Source organism: Sphingomonas sp. BK345, assembly GCF_014193845.1.
GTDB lineage: Bacteria > Pseudomonadota > Alphaproteobacteria > Sphingomonadales > Sphingomonadaceae > Sphingomonas.
On the sequence record NZ_JACHZX010000003.1, the window covers coordinates 583,438 to 603,787 of the forward strand.

A 20,350-nucleotide genomic window follows, 5' to 3' on the forward strand; every position below is an offset into this window, starting at 1 on the left:
CCGTGGCATGGCCGCGCCAGATTGAGTTGTGACACGAGTTTACAATTGGGTGGCGAGGGGGTCTTCTTAACCATCGCCGCAGCGGAGCGTCCGACTCCGCGCGACATGGGAAGCATGACGCCCGCGCCGCCCCCCCTCGGCGCCGGTGCACCAGGGAGTCCATCGTGTCCGATCATCGTCTGTTCTCGCGCGCGTCGCTGCGCCACGGCGTCGCTTGCTCCGCGCTCGCGCTCGCCAGCCTGACCGTCCTCGCCGCCGCGCCGGCCCATGCCCAGGCGGCTTCGCCGACCACGCCGACGGTGCCGCAGAGCGAGCAGCCGCCCGCACCCGTCGAGCAGAGCCCGGTCGAACCTGCCGCCGGACCCGAGGCGCCCGCGGGCGGTGACATCGTCGTCACCGGATCGATCCTGCGCACTACCGATCGCGCCAGCCCCTCGCCCGTCACCACGGTGAGCGCCGAGGCGCTCGACCAGCGCGGCGTCACCACGGTGCAGGAGGGGATCCAGCAGCTCACCTCGAACAACGGCCCGGCGCTGACCAACTCGTTCAGCGCCAACGGCGCCTTCGCCGGGGGCGCGTCGGCGGTGTCGCTGCGCGGCCTGTCGACCAACTCGACGCTGGTGCTGTTCGACGGCGTGCGCGCGGCCTATTACCCGCTGTCCGACGACGGCACGCGCAACTTCGTCGACCTCAACACCATCCCCGACGACATCGTCGACCGCATCGAGGTGCTGCGCGACGGCGCCTCGTCGAGCTACGGCGCGGACGCGATCGCGGGCGTGGTCAACATCATCACCAAGCGCCAGTACAAGGGCATCGGCGGCCGCGCCGAGGCCGGGATCAGCGAGCGCGGCGACGCCTCCAACCAGCGGCTCAGCCTGATCGCGGGCACCGGCGACATCGACGACAACGGCTATAACGCGTACGTCAGCGGCTTCTATTTCCGCCAGAGCGCGCTGTATAACCGCGACCGGCCGTACCCCTACAACACCGACGATCGCCGCCGCATCTGCAACGACGGCGCGTGCGGCCCCAACCAGGTGGTCAACGGGCTCGACGGGGACGGCGGCTACACCTTCTCCGAGGGCGTCTTCAACACCGGTGGCACGCTCTACGTGCGGCCGTTCGACCCGACCAACACCGACGCGCAGGGGCGCTATCAGCAGCTCAACCCGGCGCTCGGCTGTCGCACCGGGCCGAGCTATACGCTCAACGCCGCCGATCTGGCGCGCACCGACACGGACGGCAATCTCGTCAACGCCGCCGCGCCGACCTCGGTGTGCCAGGACGATCTGGTCAACAATTACGGCGTGATCTCGCCGCAGATCGAGCGCTTCGGCGGGTCGGCGCGCTTCACCGCGCGGGTCGGCGACAATGCCGAGGCCTATGCCATGTTCAACTTCCAGCAGAGCCGGGTGGGGTATAGCGGCGGGAACGCGACGATCCGCGGCAACGCCAACGCGGGGATCGACTTCCCGCGCTTCACCACCAGCGGCACCGGCGGCGCCTTCGCGCCGGGCTCGTTCGCGCTGACGCTGCCAGCCTATGTCTGCGACAACGGGGTCGGCGCGGCCAACGGCATCGATACCGGGTGCAACGCCAGCAACGGCACGCTAAATCCCAATAATCCCTTCGCCACCGCGGCGAACCCGCAGGTGGCGCGGATCGTCGGTCGGATCCCGAGCATCCGCACCTATGACGAGACGCGCAGCCGCGTGTACCGCGCCGCGCTGGGCATCAAGGGGCAGGTCGCCGACACCTGGGACTATGCCGTCGACGCCACCGCGATGCACACCGACCTGCGCCGGCTGCAGCGCGGCTACGTCCGCATCGACAACCTGCTCACCGCAATCGCGCGCGGCACCTACAATTTCGTCGATCCGTTCGCCAACACGCAGGCGCAGCAGGACTTCCTCTCGCCCGACAACGTCAACGACGCGCAGTCCGACCTGGCGCAGGTGCAGGCGACGCTCGGCCGCTCGCTCGCGACGCTGCCCGGCGGTCCGCTCCAGCTCGGCCTCGGCATCGCCTATCGCTACGAGTCGATCAACTCGCCCAGCGCCAACCCCGACTATAACGGCCCAACCGACCGCTATTTCGTGCTCAACGCCTTCGGCATCGACGGCAGCCGCTCGGTCTATTCGGCGTTCGGCGAGCTGAACGCGCCGATCGTCGACCAATTCCTCGTCAACGTGTCCGGCCGCTACGACAAATATTCGAGCGGGCAGAGCGCCTTCTCGCCCAAGGTCGGGGCCAAGTTCACGCCGTTCCGCCAGCTGGCGATCCGCGGCACCTACTCGCGCGGCTTCCGCATCCCGAGCTTCGGCGAGGCCAACTCGCTGCCGACCAGCGGCTTCGTCAACGCCTCGCCGAGCACCTATTCGGACGCGTTCCTGGCGCAATATGGCTGCTCGCAGGCGACTTTCACCTCTTGCCCGGCCTATATCAGCAACTCGTCCTACGGGCAGACGACGCGCGCCACGCCCGACCTCAAGCCCGAGAAGTCGCGCAGCTTCACCGCGGGCGTGATCTTCGAGCCGATCCGCCAGCTGACGCTGACGGTCGACTATTTCAACATCAAGAAGACCGACGCGATCGCCGCGGCGGACAATCAGGCCGCGATCGACGCCTATAACGCCGGGCAGGACGCGCCCGCCGGCTTCGGCCTGGTGCCCGACGTGGTCGACCCGCGCTTCCCCAACGCGCGCCCGCGGCTCGCCTTCGTCGAGGCGAGCTACGTCAACGAGAACACGATCCGCTCGCAGGGCATCGACTTCGGCGCGACCGGGACGCTGGACGTCGCCGACGACGTCAGCTTCACCTCGGCGGCGCAGGCGAGCCTGATCCTCGAGCTGTCCACCGAGTTCGCCGACGGGTCGAAGCAGACCTACCAGGGCACGATCGGCAACTACAATCTGACCGCCGGCTCGGGCACGCCGCGGTGGCGCGGCACGTGGCAGAACACGCTCAACTACAAGGACTACACGCTGAGCGCGACGGCGCAGTACTTCGACGGCTACAATCTCTCGGCGGAGGACCAGGGCGGCACGCGGGGCGACTGCTCGCTCAATCCCGGCTATGTGCCGTGCGACGTCAAGAGCTACATCACCGTCGACCTCACCGGCAGCGTCAAGATCAACGATCGCGCGACCTTCTACGTCAACGTGATCAACCTGCTCGACGACCTGCCGCCGATCGACCCGGTGACCTACGGCGCCAACCTCTACAATCCCGTGCAGGGCGGCACCGGGATCTTCGGGCGCATGTTCCGCGCCGGCTTCAAGGTGGGGCTGTGATCTAGCGGGGCCATCCATCCGCGCTGATCGTGCTCCTGCGCACACAGGAGTCTAGGGTAACACAGGGCAGTGCTCCTGGCCCTGGGCTCCTGCATGCGCAGGAGCACGACCAGGGGAACGGGTGAGGGCGCGCGATGGCCCTCTGTCACAACGGCGTCACCGATCGGGGCGAGAGCGCGGGCACTCGCTTCCCGGGGAATCGCCACGATGACGCTCACGCTCTCCCGCCGCTCGTTGCTCGCCACCGGCACGCTCGGTCTATGCGCGCTCGCGCTGCCCGGCTTCGCCGCGGCGCAGAGCGTGCTCGCCGCGCGTGGCTTCACCCATTCGGTGGCGAGCGGCGAGCCGGCGAGCGACTCGATGCTGCTGTGGACCCGCTACGTCCCCGCCGGCGGCGACTCGGCGCGGCTGGTCGCGGAGATCAGCGACACGCCCGACTTCGCGCGCGTGATCGCGTCGGGCGCGTTCGTCACCGGCGCGTGGCGCGACTGGACCGCCAAGGTGACGCTCGACGGGCTGATGCCGGGCACCGACTATCACTACCGCTTCGTCGCCGCCGACGGCACGCGCTCGCCGGTCGGCCGCACGCGCACTTTACCCAACGACGGCGCGCGCGCCTTCACCGCGGCGATCTTCTCCTGCTCCAACCTCGGCTTCGGCTGGTTCAACGCCTACGGCCACGCCGCCGCGCGCGACGACCTCGACCTGGTGATTCACCTCGGCGACTATTTCTACGAATATTCGCCGGGCAATTACCCGCCCAAGGCGGCGCAGGTAGCCGGCCGCGTGCCCCAGCCGCTCGCCGAGACGATCCACCTCGCCGACTATCGCCTGCGCTACGCCAGCTATCGCGCCGACCCCGACCTGCAGGCGCTGCACGCGCGCGTTCCCTGGGTGGTGCAGTGGGACGATCACGAGAGCGCCAACGACAGCTGGGAGGGCGGCGCCGATAACCACGATCCCGCCAGCGAGGGGGACTGGAACCAGCGTCGCGCCGCCTCGGTCCAGGCCTATCGCGAGTGGATGCCGGTCAGCGAGGAGCCGTGGAAGGCCTATGACGTCGGCACGCTCGCGACGCTGTGGCGCACCGAGACGCGGCTGTTCGCGCGCTCGCGCCAGAACGAGATCGCGACGCTGCTGCGGTCGCCCGATCCCGCCGCCGCACTCGGGGCGTTCCGCGACGGTGCGTGGCAGGATCCCGCGGTGACGATGATGGGCTCGCAGCAGGAGGTGTGGCTGGCGCACGACCTGCGCCGCTCGGTCAAGCAGGGGCAGCGCTGGCAGGTGGTCGGCTTCGGCACGATCATGGGCAAGCAGCAGCTGCCGGTCGCGGCCGAGGCGCTGCTCGGCGGTGCCACCGGGCATGTCGACGATTACGTCCGCGGCGCCATCGCGGCGACGCGCGCGGGCGTGGCCTCCAACCTCGACTCCTGGGGCGGCTATCCCGCGGCGCGCGCGCGCTTCCTGCACTCGGCGCAGGCGGCCGAGGCCGATCTCGTCGTGCTCAGCGGCGACAGCCACAATGCCTGGGCGTTCGACCTGGCGCAGGACGGCGCCGCGGGGGTCGAGTTCGCCGGCCAGGCGGTGACGTCGCCGGGGTTCGAGAGCGCCTTCGCCACGGACCCGAAGCGGGTCGCGCGGATGATGGTGGAGGGCAATCCCGAGCTGAAATGGTGCGACACGTCGCGGCGCGGCTATATGGCGCTGACGATCACCCCCGAGCAGGTGCGCAACGACTGGCTGTTCGTCGACACGATCCGCCAGCGCACGCCGCGCGCGAGCGTCGGCCACCGCGCGACGGTGCAGCGCGGGCGGCGGGTGATGGCATAGGATGGCGCTTCAAAAGATGAGATTGGGTCGTTTCGCCTTTGATCCTCCTCTGCAAGGGGAGGTGGCAGCGCGTCAGCGCTGACGGAGGGGTGACCCGGCTGGGACGTTCGTCGACACTCACCAGCGTCGACACCCCTCCGTCGCGCTGCGCGCGCCATCTCCCCTTTCAGCGGAAGGATCTCCCTCCGTCACCCCGCGCGCGCGTCGAATGCCACCCGCGCCGCCTCCACCTCGGGCATCGCCTCGCGCGTCCAGCGGTACAGCGCGCGGAACGGCGGCTGGAGCGAGCGCCCCAGCGGCGTGATCGCATATTCCACCGCGACCGGGGAGGTCGCCAGGACGCATCGCTCGACCAGCCCGTTGCGCTCCAGCCGGCGCAGGCATTGCGTCAGCGCCTTCTGCGTCACCCCCTCCAGCCCGCGCCGGATCGCGTTGAAGCGCAGCGGCCCGTCGTCCAGCACCGTCAGCACCATCATGGTCCACTTGTCGGCGATCTGGTCGAACAGGTCACGGCTCGGGCAGTCGCTGGAGAAGCGCCGCCGGCACTCGGCCTTGTCCGCGGGCAGATGCATGAAGGTTTCCTCGATGATCCCTAGCGTCGTGACGGCGCCTCATTGACACCTGGTATCCTAGATATACCTAAGGAGCGTCTATCGCAACGGAGCTTGCCCGCATGGCCTCGGCCGACATCCTCTTCCGCCCGTTCCGCCTCAAGTCGCTCGAGCTGGCGAACCGCATCGTCATGGCGCCGATGACTCGTACCTTCGCGCCCGAGGGCGTGCCCGGCGCCGCCAACGCGGCCTATTACCAGCGCCGCGCCGAGGGCGGGGTGGGGCTGATCCTGTCCGAGGGCACGGTGATCGACCGCCCCGCCGCGCGCAACGAACCCGCCATCCCCTTCTTCCACGGCGAGGCGGCGCTGGCGGGCTGGCAGCAGGTGATCGACGCCGTCCACGCCGCCGGCGGCAAGATGGGGCCGCAGCTGTGGCACACCGGCTCGACCAAGGGGCAGAGCGGCTGGGAGCCCGAGGTGGCGGTGGAGAGCCCCTCGGGGCTGCTCGCGCCGGACAAGCCCCGCGGCGCGGCGATGAGCGAGGAGGACATCGCCGACACCGTCGCCGCCTTCGCGCGCGCCGCGGCCGACGCGAAGCGGCTCGGCTTCGACACGGTCGAGATCCACGGCGCGCACGGCTATCTGATCGACCAGTTCTTCTGGTCGGGCACCAACAGGCGCGAGGACCGCTACGGCGGCGCGACGATCCGCGAGCGCGCGCGGCTGGCGGGCGAGGTGGTGGCGGCGATCCGCGCCGCGGTGGGCGAGGACTATCCGATCATCCTGCGCGTCAGCCAGTGGAAGCAGCAGGATTTCGGCGCCCGGCTCGCGCACACGCCCGACGAGATGGCGGACTGGCTCCAGCCGCTGGTCGATGCCGGGGTCGACGTGCTGCACTGCTCGCAGCGCCGCTTCTGGGAGCCCGAGTTCCCCGAGCTGGACGGCGAGCAGGGGCTCAACTTCGCTGGCTGGGCGAAGAAGCTGACCGGCGCGACGACGATCAGCGTCGGCTCGGTCGGCCTGTCGGGCGAGTTCATCGCGGCGTTCGGCGGCGAGGCGTCGCGCCCCGAGGGGCTGGAGCGGCTGATCGAGCGGATGGAGCGCGACGAGTTCGACCTGATCGCGGTCGGCCGCGCACTGATCAGCGACCCGCAGTGGGTCGCCAAGGTGCGCGCCGGTGACAGCGACGGGCTGAAGGACTTCAACGCGAGCGCGCTGCGCGAACTGGTGTGAGGTGAGGGCGGGCGGGGCTAATCGGTGCCGCCCGCCGCTCCCCAAAGACGGTCAGCCGACGGATGGTCGCGCCCAACCGGGAAGGGCATGATAGATGCCCCGCCGTTGAAGGGCTCCGCCATGCGACTCATGCTTGCCCTGCTCGGCTCCTGCTTCCTCGCGCCGGCCGGGATCGCTGCTCCCGCCAAAGTCACACGCACGCCGCTGCTCGATCAGCCTCTCCCCACAGGCACCGCTCTCCATGGGGTGCGCGGCCAGCGCATCGAGTTCGCGCCGTCGCAGCCCGGCGGACGGCACCGCCATCCCGTCCCGGTATTCGGCGTTGTCACGCGCGGGCGCTTCCTCTTCCAGGTCGAGGGCACGCCAGCGCGCGTGCTCGACACCGGAGATGCCTTCTATGAGCCGGCCGGAGCCGCCATCGCGCATTTTGATAACGCGTCGGCCAGCGAACCTGCGGCGATCAGCGTTTTCTACCTGATCGACGATCCGGCCGCGGCGTTGGTCGAGCCGTTGCCGCCGGTCAAGCCCGAGAGCCCGCACGTCCCTTGAGGTGAGCGAGCGGTGCGGAGCGCCGCGCGATGCGTTATGCTCCGGTGAGTCGGAGACACGCGCATGTTCATGGACTTTCGCGACCAGCCCCCGCCGCCGCGCTGGGAGCCGCACCCCGTGCGGCCGCGACTGTCGGCGCGGCAGGAGCGCTGGCTCGGCCGGCTGGTGCTGGCCAACATGCTGCTGCTGCTGCTTGCCCCGATCGGCGGCGCCACGCTGATCGACGCGCTCCTCACCCTGTTCCGGAGCTGAGCCGCGCTCACCCGCGCGCGCTGCGCGACCGCAGCGTCACGACCCGACCGGGCGACTCGGCCGCAGCGAGGCGGAAACGGCCGACCTGCCCGCCCAGCGTCGCGGCGCGCTCGGCCAGCCCGTGCGTGGCCGCGTTGGTCTGTTCGGCCATCGCCGCATTCTCCTGCGTCATGCGGCTCATCTCGGCGATGGCGCTGTTGACCTGCGCGATGCCGCGGGCCTGCTCGCGCGCACTCACGGCCACCTCGCCGACTAGGCCGCGCACGTCCTCGACCCGCGCGAGGATCTGACGCAGCGCCGCGGCGGTCTCGCCGACGAGACGGACCCCGGCGCCGATCTCGTCGGTAGCGGTGGCGATCTGCGCCTTCACCTCACTCGCCGCGGTGGCCGAGCGCTGCGCCAGCGCGCGCACCTCCTGCGCGACCACGGCGAAGCCGCGCCCGGCGTCACCCGCACGTGCCGCCTCCACGCCCGCGTTGAGTGCGAGCAGGTTGGTCTGGAAGGCTATGCCGTCGATCAGCGCGATGATCTCGCCGATCTCGCTGCCCGATCGCTCGATCCCCGTCATCGCCGCGATGGCCTGCTGCGCCACCGCACCGCTCGCCGCGGCGGCGGCACTGGCCTCCGCGGCGAGCTGATCGGCGCGTGCGCTGTCGTCGGCGCTGGTAGCGACGCTGCGGGTCAGCTGATCGAGCGCCGCCGCGCTCTGTTCCAGCGCGGCCGCCTGGCGCTCGGTGCGACCGCTAAGCGCGTCGGCAGCGTCGCGGATCTCGCGCGTGTCGCCGTCGATGGCGCGCGCGGTCTCGCTCACGGCCCCCACCATCTGGCGCAGGTCGCCGAGCAGGCGATTGTAGGCGGCGCGCACCGGCTCATATTGATCGATCAGCCGGTCCTCTAGCGGGCGGCTGAGATCGCCCTGGGCGAGCCGCCCGAGACCGTCGCTGAGCGCCGTCACCATCGACGCGACGTCGCTGAGATCGCTGCACGTCACGATCGTCGCCGGGCGTCCGCGCCACTGCGTGGCGAACAGCATCATCATCGCCGGGAAGTCCGCGCCGCCGCGTCGCGTGCAGCGCCAGCGAAATCGCAGCACGCCGCCGCGCTGCGACTCCTCGACGCGGCGCCGGATCAGCGTCTCGGTGGGCGTGCCGCAATCCTGTCGCTCGGGCGAGGTGATGCCCGCCTTCGCGCCGACGAATTCCTCACGCGCATAGCCGAACAAGGCGAGCGCGGCGGGATTGCAGTCCACATAGATGCCGTTCTGGATGACATAGATCGCGTCGGGCGAGTTGGCGTAATAAACGTCTCCGACGCTCGGCGCGCGGTGGCGCCTGATGATCGTCCGCACCCCGTCGCTCCCTTCTGACCACAACGGCCTCTCTATAGCTGACCCGCCGCCGAGCGATCGAACGTCGCGCCGCGGCTGACCCGTGGCGACCGGCGCGTCAGTCGAGCCGTGCCGGGATCGCGACCGCGCGCGGGGGCGTCGCGGCATCGAGCCGGAACCGCGCCGCGTCGCGTTCGAGCTGCGCCGCGCGCTCGGCGAGGTCGTGCGCGGCGGCGTTGGTCTGCTCGATCATCGCGGCATGCTGCTGCGTCGCGCCACTCATCTCGGCGACCGCGACGTTGAGCTGGCCGATGCCGTCCGCCTCCTGCCGCGTGGCACGCGCCACGCGCGCGATGCGCTCGTCGATCCCGTCGATCTGCGCGAGGATGCGGCGCAGCGCCGCTTCCGTCTCGTCCACCAGGCCGACGCCGGCGTCGACCTGGCCCGCGGCGGCGCCGATCCGCTGCTTGACCTCGCGCGCCGCCTCGGCCGAGCGCTGCGCCAGCGCGCGCACCTCCTGCGCCACCACCGCGAAGCCGCGACCCGCGTCGCCGGCGCGCGCCGCCTCCACGCCGGCGTTGAGCGCGAGCAGGTTGGTCTGAAAGGCGATGCCGTCGATCACGCCGATGATCTCGGCGATCGCGTGGCTGGACTGATCGATCTCGCGCATCGCCGCGATCGCGCGCTGCGCCAGCGTCGCGGTGGAGCCGGCGTCGGCGCGGGCGGCGGCGGCGAGTTCGCTCGCCGCGTCGGTCTCGCCGGCGGTGGCGGTGAGGCTGGCGGTGAGCTGATCGAGCGCCGCCGCGCTCTGCTCCAGCGCGGCGGCCTGACGCTCGATCCGGTCGGACACGCCCTCCGCGGCAGCGCTGATCTCGGCGGTGCCGCCGCGCATCTCCCGCGCCCCCGTCGCCACCGCGCCGACGAGCCGGCGCAGGTCGTCGACCACGGCGTTGAACGATCCCCGGATCGTCTCGTACCGCGGCGCGAAGGCGGTGCGGATCGGCTGGGTGAGATCGCCCGCGGCGAGACGGCGCAGGCCCGCGGTGACGCCGCCGATCATCTGCGCGACGTCGGTGAGGTCGACCGTAGTGCCCACCACCATCGGCTCGCCGTCCAACTCATCGGCGAGCAAGGTGACCAGCCCCGGGAACTGACTGCCGTCCTTGCGCTGGCACTGCCACTCGAACCGCGCCACGCCGGTGCGGATCGCCTCCCGCGCGCGCGGCGCGATCAGCTCGGCCGAGGGCGTGCCGCACGGCTGCATCGGCGGCGAGAGCATCGCGGGGCTGCTGCCGATGAACTCGTCATGCGTATAGCCGAAGAGTCGTAGCGCGCCCGGGTTGCAGAAGAGGAAGCGATCGTTCCGCGCGGCGTAGATGGCGTCGGAGACGAGGTGAACGAACAGCTCGGCGGGACTGGTCCGACGCTGCCACCAGCGTCCCTTGCGCCACACCGTCAATCCGCCGCCCTCATGTTGGCGGCCGTAGCCGCGTCCGACCCGTTCATTATAGCGGATCAGGCGCGGCGCGCGGGGCGCCGGGGCGGCGGCGGTGCGCGCCGCCGCCCCATCGCGGGTCAGAAGCCGTAGCTCAGCCGCGCGTAGCCGAAGCGGCCGGGCACGTCGTAGGTGGTCGGGTCGTAATTGTTGAGGCTGCACGAGAAGCAGGCGGGCGGATCGGTGTCGAAGACATTGTTGACGCCGAGCGTCAGCCCGATCTTCTCGTTCAGCCAGGACGGGCGGAACGACAGCTGGACATCGCCGTAGAAGCGGCTCTTGAGCTTGTTGCCGCCCGAGGTCTCGATCACGTCGTCGATGTAGCGGCCGGTGAAGGCCGCCGCGACCGGGCCGATGTCCCAGTCGAGCGTCGCCTGCCCCTTGAAGTGGGGATAGGCCTGGTCGGGGCTGCCGCGCTCGGTGCCGGTATAGTCGGTGCTGGTCGTGCCCTCGGTGGCGGGAACGATCTCCTCGTACTTGAGCAGGTAGTTGCCGCTCACCGACAGGCCGAACGTGCCGGCGCCGGTCGGCTGCGTGCGCAGGTTGAAGGTGGCATCGATGCCGCGGGTGCGGATGCCGCCGGTGTTGAGCAGCACGCCGTTGATCGCCGAGATGAAGCCGTTCGGCGTGCGGCCGACCGCGCCGCACGACAGCGCGTCCCCGGTCTGGACGCAGCGGTTGAGCAGCACCGCCGCCGGGATCGACGCGATCGCGCCGTCGACCTTGATGTCGTAGTAATTGACCTCGAGGCTGAGCGCGCTGGCGAAGCCTTGTCGCGCCCAGGCCGGGCTGTACACGCCGCCGAACACCCAGGTGCGCGCCGTCTCCGGGCGCAGCGCGGCGTTGCCGCCGGTCTGCACGCTGATCTGGCCGCCCTGCGGCTCGGTGTAGCTGCCGTCGGCGGGAACGCCGTTGGCGATGCAGTTGGCGCGCACCGTCGGGTTGCTCTGGAACAGGCCGCCCGCGGCGCTGGTGCAGGGATCGTCCAGCGTCTGGTCGAAGCGCGACTGCGCGCCGAACAGCTCGCCGATCGAGGCGGCGCGATAGCTCTCGGCATATTGCGCGCGCAGCAGCAGGTCGCTGACCGGCTTCCACAGCGCGCCGCCCGAGTAGGTGGTGTTGCCGCCGTAGGTCGAGAAGTTGGAGTGGCGCACCGCGCCGTTGAGCTCGACCAGCTGGAGGAGCGGCACGTCGCGGATCAGCGGCAGCCGGATCTCGCCGTACACCTCGTCGACGTTGAAGCGGCCGCGCGCGGCCTGCGCGGGGATGTCGGCGCCCAGCCCGGCCTGGATGACCGGATCGGGGGTGAAGCTGCCCTGCTGGTAGCGATGCTCGTAGCCAGCGGCGATGCCGATCGGCCCGCCCGGCAGGTCGAACAGCTCGCCCGACACGTTGAACGTATAGTCACGCAGCTGCTGCTGGCTGCGCGAGCGCTCGTCGAAGCCGACGAAGGCGAGCATCTCGGGCGTGACCGAGCCCTGGCCACCGAAGATGTTGAACGGCACGCAGCCGTCGGTGCACTGGCTCACCGGGCCGAGCGCCTGCGCCAGCCGCGCCGCGTTGAGGTTGCCGGTGAAGAGCTGGTGCGCGTCGTTGCTGCCCAGCACCGCGTTGGCGTCATAGTACCAGTTTTTGCCGAACAGCTGGAACTTGCCGTCGATCGTGCCGGTGACGCTGAAGGTGTCGACCGTCTGGTTGTAGGTGCGCTGCCCCGCCTCGATCAGGCGGCGCCCGATCAGCGAGTAGGTCGCGGGCTGGCCGTTGGCGCCCGAGTTGAGCGTGATCCCGAACGGATTGTACGGGTTGGTGGCGTCGATCGAGATCGTGTCGAGCAGGTTGCCGTTGCCCGCGTCCGGCCCGAGGTTGAGCGGCAGGAACGCCGCCTGGTTCTGCGACTGGCGATGCGCCCAGCTGGCCTTGAGGCGCAGGTTGAACAGGTCGCTGAACTCGGCGCGCGCGTTGACGAAGCCGCCGTAGCGCTCGTTCGGCGTCAGGAAGTAATTGTACGGTGCGAAGTTGAAGCGGTCCGCGCTGGTGAAGGAGCGGAAGTCGCCGCCCTGCAGCGTGGGGTCGTAGACGCCGCGGCCGTTGAGCGGCGGGTTGCGGACGGTGATCGTGCCGCCCGCCGGCAGCGAGGGGTTGCCGGGGCTGAACACGATGCGGCCGTTGAGCGCGGCGCCGGAGCAGCCGCCGATCGCGTCGGTGCAGCTGGTCTGGCCCGGGTTGGGGAATTGCGAGATGTCGCGGTCGGCGGCGCGCACCGGGTCCTGCTTGGTGTAGAAGCCGCCGACGTCGAGGTGGACCCGCTCGCTGCCGCCGCCCCAGCTCAGCTGGTAGTTCTGCGTCTCGCCATCACCCTCGCCGAGATACTGGCCGTATTGCGCCTGCGCGCGGAAGCCCTTCTGGTTGGAGCGGGTGATGATGTTGACCACGCCGCCGATCGCGTCCGAGCCGTACAGCGCCGAGGCGGCCGACTGGAGCACCTCGACGCGCTGGATCATCACGTCGGGAATCGAGTTGAGGTCGACCGTGCCGGGGATGCCGCTGGCGCTGGCGCCGTTGACGTAGCGCAGGCCGTCGACCAGCACGAGCGTGCGCTTGGCGCCGAGATAGCGCAGGTCGATCGCGGCCGAGCCGGCGCCGACGCCGCCGCCGTCGGGCGGGTTGCCCGAATTGCCCGAGTTGTTGAACTTCGAGTTCAGCCCGCCCGACGACGCCGGGATGCGCTGGAGCACGTCGGCGATCGAGGACAGGCCGGTCTTGGCGATGGCGGCCTCGTCGACGGTGACGACGGGGGAGGGATTGTCGAGCGGGTCGCGGCGGATGCGCGAGCCGGTGACGACGACGTCCTCGCCGGTCTGCGCCGCGATCTGGGCGGCGTCCTGCTCGGGCGCGGCCTGGGCGTGCGCGACGCCGGGCAGCGCCGCGGCGGCGGTTAGCGCGAACAGGCTCGACGTGAGCAGGCTGGGCGTGAGCAGGCGGTGACGTCGGGCGAGCGATCGCTTCATGGGTCTTCCCTGTGCTGCGGCGCCTTGCGCGGCGCCTGTCGGACACGATGCTGCAAAGCAATAGGGGGCGGCGGCAAGGTTATTTGCGATTGGATCAGTGCAGCGACAGATAATGTCGATCACTTGTGATAAATAAGACACGATCGTGACAGTAGGACTGTCATGTCCTCTCGCCAAGATGGGCTACCGTCTATCTCGTGCTAGCCACCGATTTATCCTTAGTCTTCCCTCCCCGCTGGCTCGTTCGGGTGAGCCAGAGGGAGCGTCAACGATAGACAAGGGGAAGTAAAGATGCGGGCGACCCGTCGCGCCGGACGAGCGCTGCTGCCAGCAGCCGCGGCAAGATCGATAGCATATCTATCCGCGTCCATACCCGCGCTTGTAGTAGGCGGGCCGGCCCAGGCGCAAGACTATACCACCGGAGCGCTGTCGGGCACGGTGCAGCGCGCCGACGGCACGCGCGCGGAGGGCGGCGCGGTCACGCTGCGGTCCGAGGCACAGGGGTTCACGCGCGTCGCGGCGGTGTCGCGCGACGGCTCGTTCCGCGTCGCCGCATTGCCGATCGGCCGCTACGAGGTGACGATCGAGCTGCCCGGCGCGGCCACGCTGACCGACACGGTGACGATCGGCGCGGGGGCGGTGAACGCCTATACGTTCACGGTCGGCGCGCCGGAGGCGGAGGAGCGCGCCGTGGCGGACGTGGTCGTCACCGGGCGCGCGCGGCGCGTCAACGATCTCGGGCCGGGAACCGGCGGCGTGGCGATCGGCGACGTCGGCGGGCTGCTCGACCGTTCGCCGATCGCGCGCGACCAGACGGCGCTGACGCTGCTCGCGCCCGGCACCAACGCGGGCGACACGACCTTCGGCAGCCTCGCCTCCCTGTCGGGCGCCACCGTGGCCGAGAACGCCTATTACGTGAACGGGCTGAACGTCACCAACTTCCGCACCTTCCTCGGCGGCAACACGCCGCCGATCGAATTCTACCAGTCGTTCGCGGTGCAGACCTACGGCCTGCCGGCGGAGTTCGGCCGCGTGCTGGGTGGCGCGGTTACCGCGGTCACTAAATCGGGCTCGAACCGCTTCAAGGCCGGCGCGCTGGTGAGCTACGCGCCCGATCGGCTGCGCGCGACCTCGCCCGACAGCTACGCCTGGCGCTACCGCGAGCACGCGCGGAGCGAGGCGGAAGCCAATTATTATGTCAGCGGCCCAATCATCCGCGATCACCTGTTCCTCTACGCGCTCTACAACCCCAACAGCCGCAGCGAGACCAAGGTCAATCTGCTCGACGCGCGGCAGGAGCGGAAGAGCGACCGCTCGCCGTTCTTCGGCGCCAAGGTCGACGCGGTGATCAGCGACGGCCAGCGACTGGAAGCGACGTTCTTCCGCAACCGCTACACCGACCATTACCGCTATCGCGACTTCGACGCCGCGAGCGACCGGGTCGGCGCGGCGATCGGCGGGGTGGACGAGACCCATGGCGGCAACAATTTCGTCGTCACCTACCATGGCCAGTTCGCGCCCTGGCTGTCGCTGTCGGGATCGTACGGCGAGAACCACGACGCCGGTGAGCATGAAGCCGATCCGGAACTGGCGGTTGTGACGAGCACACTCAGCGGCGACACCAAGATCGTGCGAGGCTACGATTATTATCGTTCTGCCGGCGGCGACACACGCCGCTTCTACCGCGCCGACGCGGACGCGCATCTAAGACTGGCGGGCGCGCACCATGTACGTGCCGGAGTCGAGCGAGAGTCGCTCACCTCCGTCAGCGACACCTCGTTTAACGGCGGTCATTACTTCACACTCATGCCAGAGTATATCCGTCGCAGCTTCTCGCGGAACGCGGGCGTCTGGCACGCGCGCAACGAGTCCTTCTACGTGCAGGACAGCTGGTCGCTGCTCGGCGACCGGCTGACGCTCCAGCCCGGGCTGCGCGACGACCGCTTCAGCAACGACGCGATCGACGGCGCCACCTTCTTCCGCTCGGGCGACCAATGGGGGCCGCGGCTCGGCGCCGCGCTGGACGTGTTCGGCGACCATCGCACCAGCCTGTTCGGCTCATGGAACCGCTATTTCCTGCCGGTCTCGACCGACATCGACGTGCATCTCGGCGGTGCCGGCCTGAACTACCAGCAGGATTTCGCGTATCCCGCGGGAGTCGACCCGCGCGTGGTCGATTCCGCCGGCGTGCCGCTCGGCCTGCGCTTCGACGCGCGCGGCAACATGCTCGGGCTCGGTGCGGCGACCCGCGGTCACCCGTGCCCCGCCGTCGCGCCCAACGCGGGCGAGCTCTGCTCCGGCGTCTTCCGCAGCGGCGTCAAGGTGCCGACCGACGGGCTGATCTCGAGCACGCTCCAGCCGAACTATACCGACGAGTGGAACCTGGGCGTCGAGCAGCGGCTCGGCGCGTGGCGGTTCCGCGCGGCCTATATCAACCGCCGGCTCGGCCGCGCGCTCGACGACATGGCGGTGGACGCGGCGGCGATCGCTTACTGCCGCGACAACGGCATCGCCGGCTGCGAGGACGTGTTCACCGGCTTCCACCAATATGTGCTCGCCAACCCGGGCAGCGACGTGACGGTGCGGCTCAACGGGCGCTGCGACGTCGATCCGCGCCAGTGCGGCGTGGCGCGGCTCAGCGCGGCGGCGCTCGCGCTGCCCAAGGCGCGGCGCGACTATGACAGCGTCCAGCTCGAGGTGCAGCGCGGCTACGCCGATCGCTGGTCGCTCCAGGCGAGCTACACCTACACGCGGCTGCGCGGTAATTACGAGGGCTCGGTCAAATCGGACAACGGCCAGCGCAACGCCGGCGAGACGCAGGATTTCGACCAGCCCGGGCTGCTCGACGGGGCCGATGGCATCCTGCCCAACGAGCGCGCGCACACGGTCAAACTGCTCGGCAGCTACGGCATCGGCGCGCACTGGCGGGTCGGTGCCAACGTGCTGATCGAGTCACCGCGGCATTTCTCCTGCCTCGGCACCTATTACGACGCCGCCAATTTCGCCGCGGCCTACGACAACGGGAGCTATTATTGCGCGCAGCCGCGCTTCTCCGCGCGACAGGTCTTCCGCGACCCGGCGAGCGGCCGCGAGACCTATCTGGTGCCGCGCGGCACCGCCTTCGCGAGCGACTGGCGGCGGCAGCTCGACGTCAACGCGCAGCTCGACCTGCCGCGGCTGCCGGGCAGCTTCGTCTCGATCGACGTGTTCAACCTGCTCGGGCTGGCGGCGCGCACCGATTATAACGAATATGGCGAGAATCGCGCCGGCACGCTCGACCCGCATTACGGCCTGCCGCTCGAATATCAGCCGCCGCGCTCGGTGCGGCTGACGCTTGGCGTCCGCCTCGGCGAACGCGGCGACGGGTGAGGGAGCGGCCGTGCCTCCCGGTGGGGAGCGCACGGCCGCTCAGTTTAGGTCACAGCCGCAGCGACACGCCCGCGACGATCTGCCGGCCGAGCAGGTCATAGCCCATGATCGTGTTGCCGCGCAGCAGCCCGATGGTCGAGCGGCTGTCGGGCACGATCGGGGGATCGCGGTCGAACAGGTTGTTGGCGGCGACGCGGAAGGTCATCTGCTTGCTGATGTCGAACGTCAGCGCCAGGTCGATCCAATCGTACGCGCCGATGCCGGGGAACTGGTCCCGCCGCGCGCTCTCGTCCTGCTGCGGGATGCCGGTGTCCTCGGGCGCGTAGAAGGTCAGCGGCATGGCAGCGCGGTGGCGCCAGTTGACCGAGACGCTGGTGCTGTTGTCCGGCGCGGTCCAGGTGGTGCGCAGCTGGTGCTGCCAGCGCGGCATGCTCTCGCCGCAGCCGGCGCCGAAATAGCCGGTGCAGTTGCGCTTGATCGCCGCGGGCGAGGCCTGGCCACCGTTGCGCGTCATCAGCGTGCCGTTGAAGCTCATGTCGAGCTTGCCGTAATTGCCAAGGCCGAGATTGTACTGGCCCTGGAAGTCCCAGCCGTACGACTGCTCGGTATAGCCGTTCGACGAGCCACGCGCGACCCAGCCGCTCGCCGGGCTGGTCGCGGGCGAGCTCGACAGCGTGCCCGCGGCGTTGCGCACGATGCCGCGGCAGAAATACTCCAGCCCGGTATTGAGGCACTCGTTGATGATGTCCTGCGGCTGGAGGAACACCAACTGATCCTTGAGGTCGATCAGCCAGCGGTCGATCGAGACGGTCAGCCCCGGCAGGAAGCGCGGGCGCAGCACCACGCCGAACGTCTTGGTGAAGGCGCTCTCCGGCGTCAGGTTGAAGCCGCCCTCGCGCACGGTGCAGGCGTCGTTGGGGCAGATCAGGGTCGTGCTGCCGTAGAGGTTGGCTGGCAGCCCGGTGTTGGCGCACTGCGCCGGCGTGCCGAGCGGCGCGAGCCGCGGGCCGTTGGGGTTGCCCGGGTCGATGCGCGGCGCGCAGGGATCGGAGTAGAAGCCCTGGTTCCACGTGATGTTGGTCGCCCCCGCCGCGGCGCCGACGCCGGGCGCCGCCTGCGACTTGTTGTACGAGGCGCGGAAGGTGATGTCCGCCACCGGCGACCACAGGCCCTCGATCTTCCAGGTGTCGAACTTGCCGGCGAGCCGGTTGTACTTGGAGACGCGATAGCCGCCGTTGAGCTGGAGCAGCCGGGTCCACGACTGGTCCTCTACCAGCGGCGCCTGGATCTCGGCGTTGGCCTCGAAGATGTTCTGCGTGACGCGCTGGTTCTGCCCGCCGTTGTTCTGGACGAAGATCTCGTTGACGATCGTCCGCTCCATCTCCTCGCGATATTCGGCGCCCAGCGCGAGCGCGACGCCCTGCTGCGCGAAGGGCGAGGTGATGCCGTATTTGCCGAGGTCGCCGCTCACCGTGCCGAGGAACTGGAGCAGCCGCGGGATCCGCGTGCTGATCCCGCCGGTGGCGCCGCCGTACAGGTAGTTGTTGGTCGCCTGGTCGCGGTTGAACGGCACGAAGGCGTTGAACGGGACGCAGCTCGGGTCGGTGCCGTTGACGACCGAGCGGCAGGTCGGCGTGCCGCCGACGTTGACCACGTCGAGCGAGCGGTTGATCTGGTCGAAGCGCGCGAACGGCACGTCGATCGTGTCGAGCCGCGCGCGCGACACCATGCCAGCGATGTCATAGGACCAGACGTCGTTGAAGCCCTTGCCGCGCAGGCCGGCGACGATGCGATAGCCCTCGTTGGTGAATTTCTGCTGGGTTAGCGGCAGACCGTCGAAGCGGTAGCGCACGTCGAGCGGCGCGAACGCGCCCGCCACGCCCGCGTTGGTGCCGCACAGCACCTGCGCCTGCGACCCGGACAGGAAGGGGTTGTCGCAGTTCACCTGGAACGGCGTGTCGCCGTAGACGGAGTAGCTGTACGTGCGGTTGAGCTGGGTATTGTACGACTTGTCGCGATAAAACAGCACGTTGCTGTAGAGTTCGATGTCATCGGCCAATTGTGCGGTGAGGAAGCCGCCGACGTTGACGCGGTTGAACGGGCGCTGGAACGCCCAGTCGTCATACGGGTTCGCCGAGCTGCCCGCCGGCCCGCTGTTGATCGGGATGAAGGTGCCATTCCCGTTGGGGTTGTTGACGAACTGCTGCCCCGCGAAGGCGCCCGACTGGGGGATGATCGTGCCGGCCGGGGTGTAGCTGGCGCGCGTGCACGACAGCGGCGCGGTGTTGCTCGGCTGGGTCACCTCGCAGACGCTGTTCGAGCGATCCACCAGCTTGACCAGGCTCGACTGGCGATAGTTGATGAAGCTGGTGATGTTCACGCGCCCGTCGAACAGGTCGGCGCCGGCGGCGAGGCTGACGTCGGCGCGGCCGCCGTCGTTGCTCAGCCCGTTTACTGCGTTGAAGCCGGCGCGCTCGGCCGCCTCCGTCACCGCGCTGCTGCGGTTGTTGTGGTTGAAGAAGCTGTAGTTGCCGTCGATGCGGACGCCGGTGAAGTTCTTCTTCAGCACGAAGTTGACGACGCCCGAGACCGCGTCCGACCCGTACACCGACGAGGCGCCGCCGGTCAGCACGTCGATCCGCTCGACCAGCGCGTTGGGGATGATGCCGACGTCGACGGTGTTGGGCAGGCCGATGCGCAGCCCGTCGATCAGCATCAGCGTGCGCTCATAGCCCAGGCTGCGCAGCTTGATGCGCTGGCGCCCCTCGGAATCGCTGAAGTTCTGCTCGCTGTTGACCTGCACCTGCGGCAGGCGGTTGACCACCTCCTCGATCGTGGTCGCACCCTGCGCGGCGATGTCGGCGGCGGTGGTGGTGACGATCGGCGCGGCCGAGCGATTGTTGGGGCGGACGATGCGCGTGCCGGTGACGACCACGTCGCCGCTGCTCGCGCTACCGTCCGCCTCACCGGCGCGCTGCACGTCGGCCGCGAGCTTGGCCGAGGCGACCGGATCGCCGATCGGTTTGGCGGTGCCCTGATCGGTGTCGGTCGCGCTATCGGTGGTGACCTGCGCTGCGGCGGGCAGCGCCATCAGCGCCGCCGCGCAACAGGACGCGGCGAGCATTCCCCTGAACATCATCATGTCTTCCCCTTCGTTCGCCAACGAGCGCGGGTGAGACATGCGCGCGCGGCGATCGCTGTCGCGCGACCTTCCCGCACCCGCACGCGCACGGCTGGCTAATGGCCATTACCGCGCGGCGGACCCGCTCCCTCCCGTGTTGGTAGGTACCATGCTGTCATGATGGCAGGGCCGAAACAATACCAATTTGACAATTAGATCGGGAGTGTAGCCGGGGCGCATCATGTGGCGGTCTTTCGATCAGGCGAAGGGGCTCGTGGGCGGCCGGTCTATGCGCGGCGGCGTCCGGCCGTTCGGTC

The 20,350-nt window shown here is 69.7% G+C and carries 11 protein-coding genes; 6 read left to right on the forward strand and 5 right to left on the reverse strand.

Annotation, left to right across the window (positions count from 1 at the left end):
• The first annotated feature begins 164 nt into the window (after nucleotides 1–164).
• Both FHY03_RS12065 and FHY03_RS12070 read left to right on the forward strand, forming a co-directional pair.
• Nucleotides 165–3,296 carry a TonB-dependent receptor domain-containing protein gene (locus FHY03_RS12065; RefSeq protein WP_311721467.1) on the forward strand — a complete coding sequence of 1,044 codons (3,132 nt, stop codon included), beginning with the start codon at nucleotides 165–167 and terminating at the stop codon, nucleotides 3,294–3,296.
• Between the two features lie 207 nt (nucleotides 3,297–3,503).
• The gene (locus FHY03_RS12070; protein WP_183931017.1) at nucleotides 3,504–5,126 is read left to right on the forward strand and encodes an alkaline phosphatase; all 1,623 of its coding nucleotides are present in this window, start codon (nucleotides 3,504–3,506) and stop codon (nucleotides 5,124–5,126) included.
• A 188-nt stretch (nucleotides 5,127–5,314) separates the two neighbouring features.
• Here FHY03_RS12070 and FHY03_RS12075 read toward each other — a convergent pair whose 3' ends face one another.
• On the reverse strand, nucleotides 5,315–5,698 hold the full coding sequence (locus tag FHY03_RS12075) for a helix-turn-helix domain-containing protein (RefSeq protein ID WP_183923928.1): 384 nt from the start codon (nucleotides 5,696–5,698) through the stop codon (nucleotides 5,315–5,317).
• A gap of 101 nt (nucleotides 5,699–5,799) precedes the next feature.
• Between FHY03_RS12075 and FHY03_RS12080 the strand changes: the two genes are divergently transcribed.
• The 3 genes from FHY03_RS12080 (at nucleotide 5,800) to FHY03_RS12090 (ending at nucleotide 7,713) form a co-directional block, all read left to right on the forward strand.
• Nucleotides 5,800–6,912 (forward strand): NADH:flavin oxidoreductase, encoded by a 1,113-nt coding sequence (locus FHY03_RS12080; RefSeq protein WP_183931019.1) that lies wholly within the window; start codon nucleotides 5,800–5,802, stop codon nucleotides 6,910–6,912.
• Nucleotides 6,913–7,017: 105 nt separating this feature from the next.
• Nucleotides 7,018–7,461, forward strand: a complete 444-nt coding sequence (locus FHY03_RS12085; RefSeq protein WP_183923924.1) for a cupin domain-containing protein — start codon at nucleotides 7,018–7,020, stop codon at nucleotides 7,459–7,461.
• Nucleotides 7,462–7,524: 63 nt separating this feature from the next.
• Nucleotides 7,525–7,713 carry a hypothetical protein gene (locus tag FHY03_RS12090; protein ID WP_183931021.1) on the forward strand — a complete coding sequence of 63 codons (189 nt, stop codon included), beginning with the start codon at nucleotides 7,525–7,527 and terminating at the stop codon, nucleotides 7,711–7,713.
• A 7-nt stretch (nucleotides 7,714–7,720) separates the two neighbouring features.
• On the opposite strand, the gene FHY03_RS12095 is transcribed toward FHY03_RS12090, so the two are convergent.
• The 3 genes from FHY03_RS12095 to FHY03_RS12105 form a co-directional block, all read right to left on the reverse strand.
• Complete coding sequence (locus FHY03_RS12095) at nucleotides 7,721–9,061, reverse strand: methyl-accepting chemotaxis protein (RefSeq protein WP_183923920.1); 1,341 nt, start codon at nucleotides 9,059–9,061, stop codon at nucleotides 7,721–7,723.
• Nucleotides 9,062–9,158: 97 nt separating this feature from the next.
• A complete protein-coding gene (locus FHY03_RS12100) occupies nucleotides 9,159–10,493 on the reverse strand; it encodes a methyl-accepting chemotaxis protein (protein WP_311721637.1) in 1,335 nt (444 codons plus the stop codon).
• Between the two features lie 122 nt (nucleotides 10,494–10,615).
• Nucleotides 10,616–13,543 carry a TonB-dependent receptor domain-containing protein gene (locus FHY03_RS12105; RefSeq protein ID WP_183931025.1) on the reverse strand — a complete coding sequence of 976 codons (2,928 nt, stop codon included), beginning with the start codon at nucleotides 13,541–13,543 and terminating at the stop codon, nucleotides 10,616–10,618.
• A 438-nt stretch (nucleotides 13,544–13,981) separates the two neighbouring features.
• Here FHY03_RS12105 and FHY03_RS12110 point away from each other — a divergent pair, with 438 nt between their 5' ends.
• Nucleotides 13,982–16,912: a TonB-dependent receptor gene (locus FHY03_RS12110; RefSeq protein ID WP_183931027.1), complete on the forward strand. Its 2,931-nt coding sequence runs from the start codon at nucleotides 13,982–13,984 to the stop codon at nucleotides 16,910–16,912.
• Between the two features lie 49 nt (nucleotides 16,913–16,961).
• Here FHY03_RS12110 and FHY03_RS12115 read toward each other — a convergent pair whose 3' ends face one another.
• On the reverse strand, nucleotides 16,962–20,054 hold the full coding sequence (locus FHY03_RS12115) for a TonB-dependent receptor plug domain-containing protein (protein WP_260158890.1): 3,093 nt from the start codon (nucleotides 20,052–20,054) through the stop codon (nucleotides 16,962–16,964).
• Nucleotides 20,055–20,350: the final 296 nt, after the last annotated feature.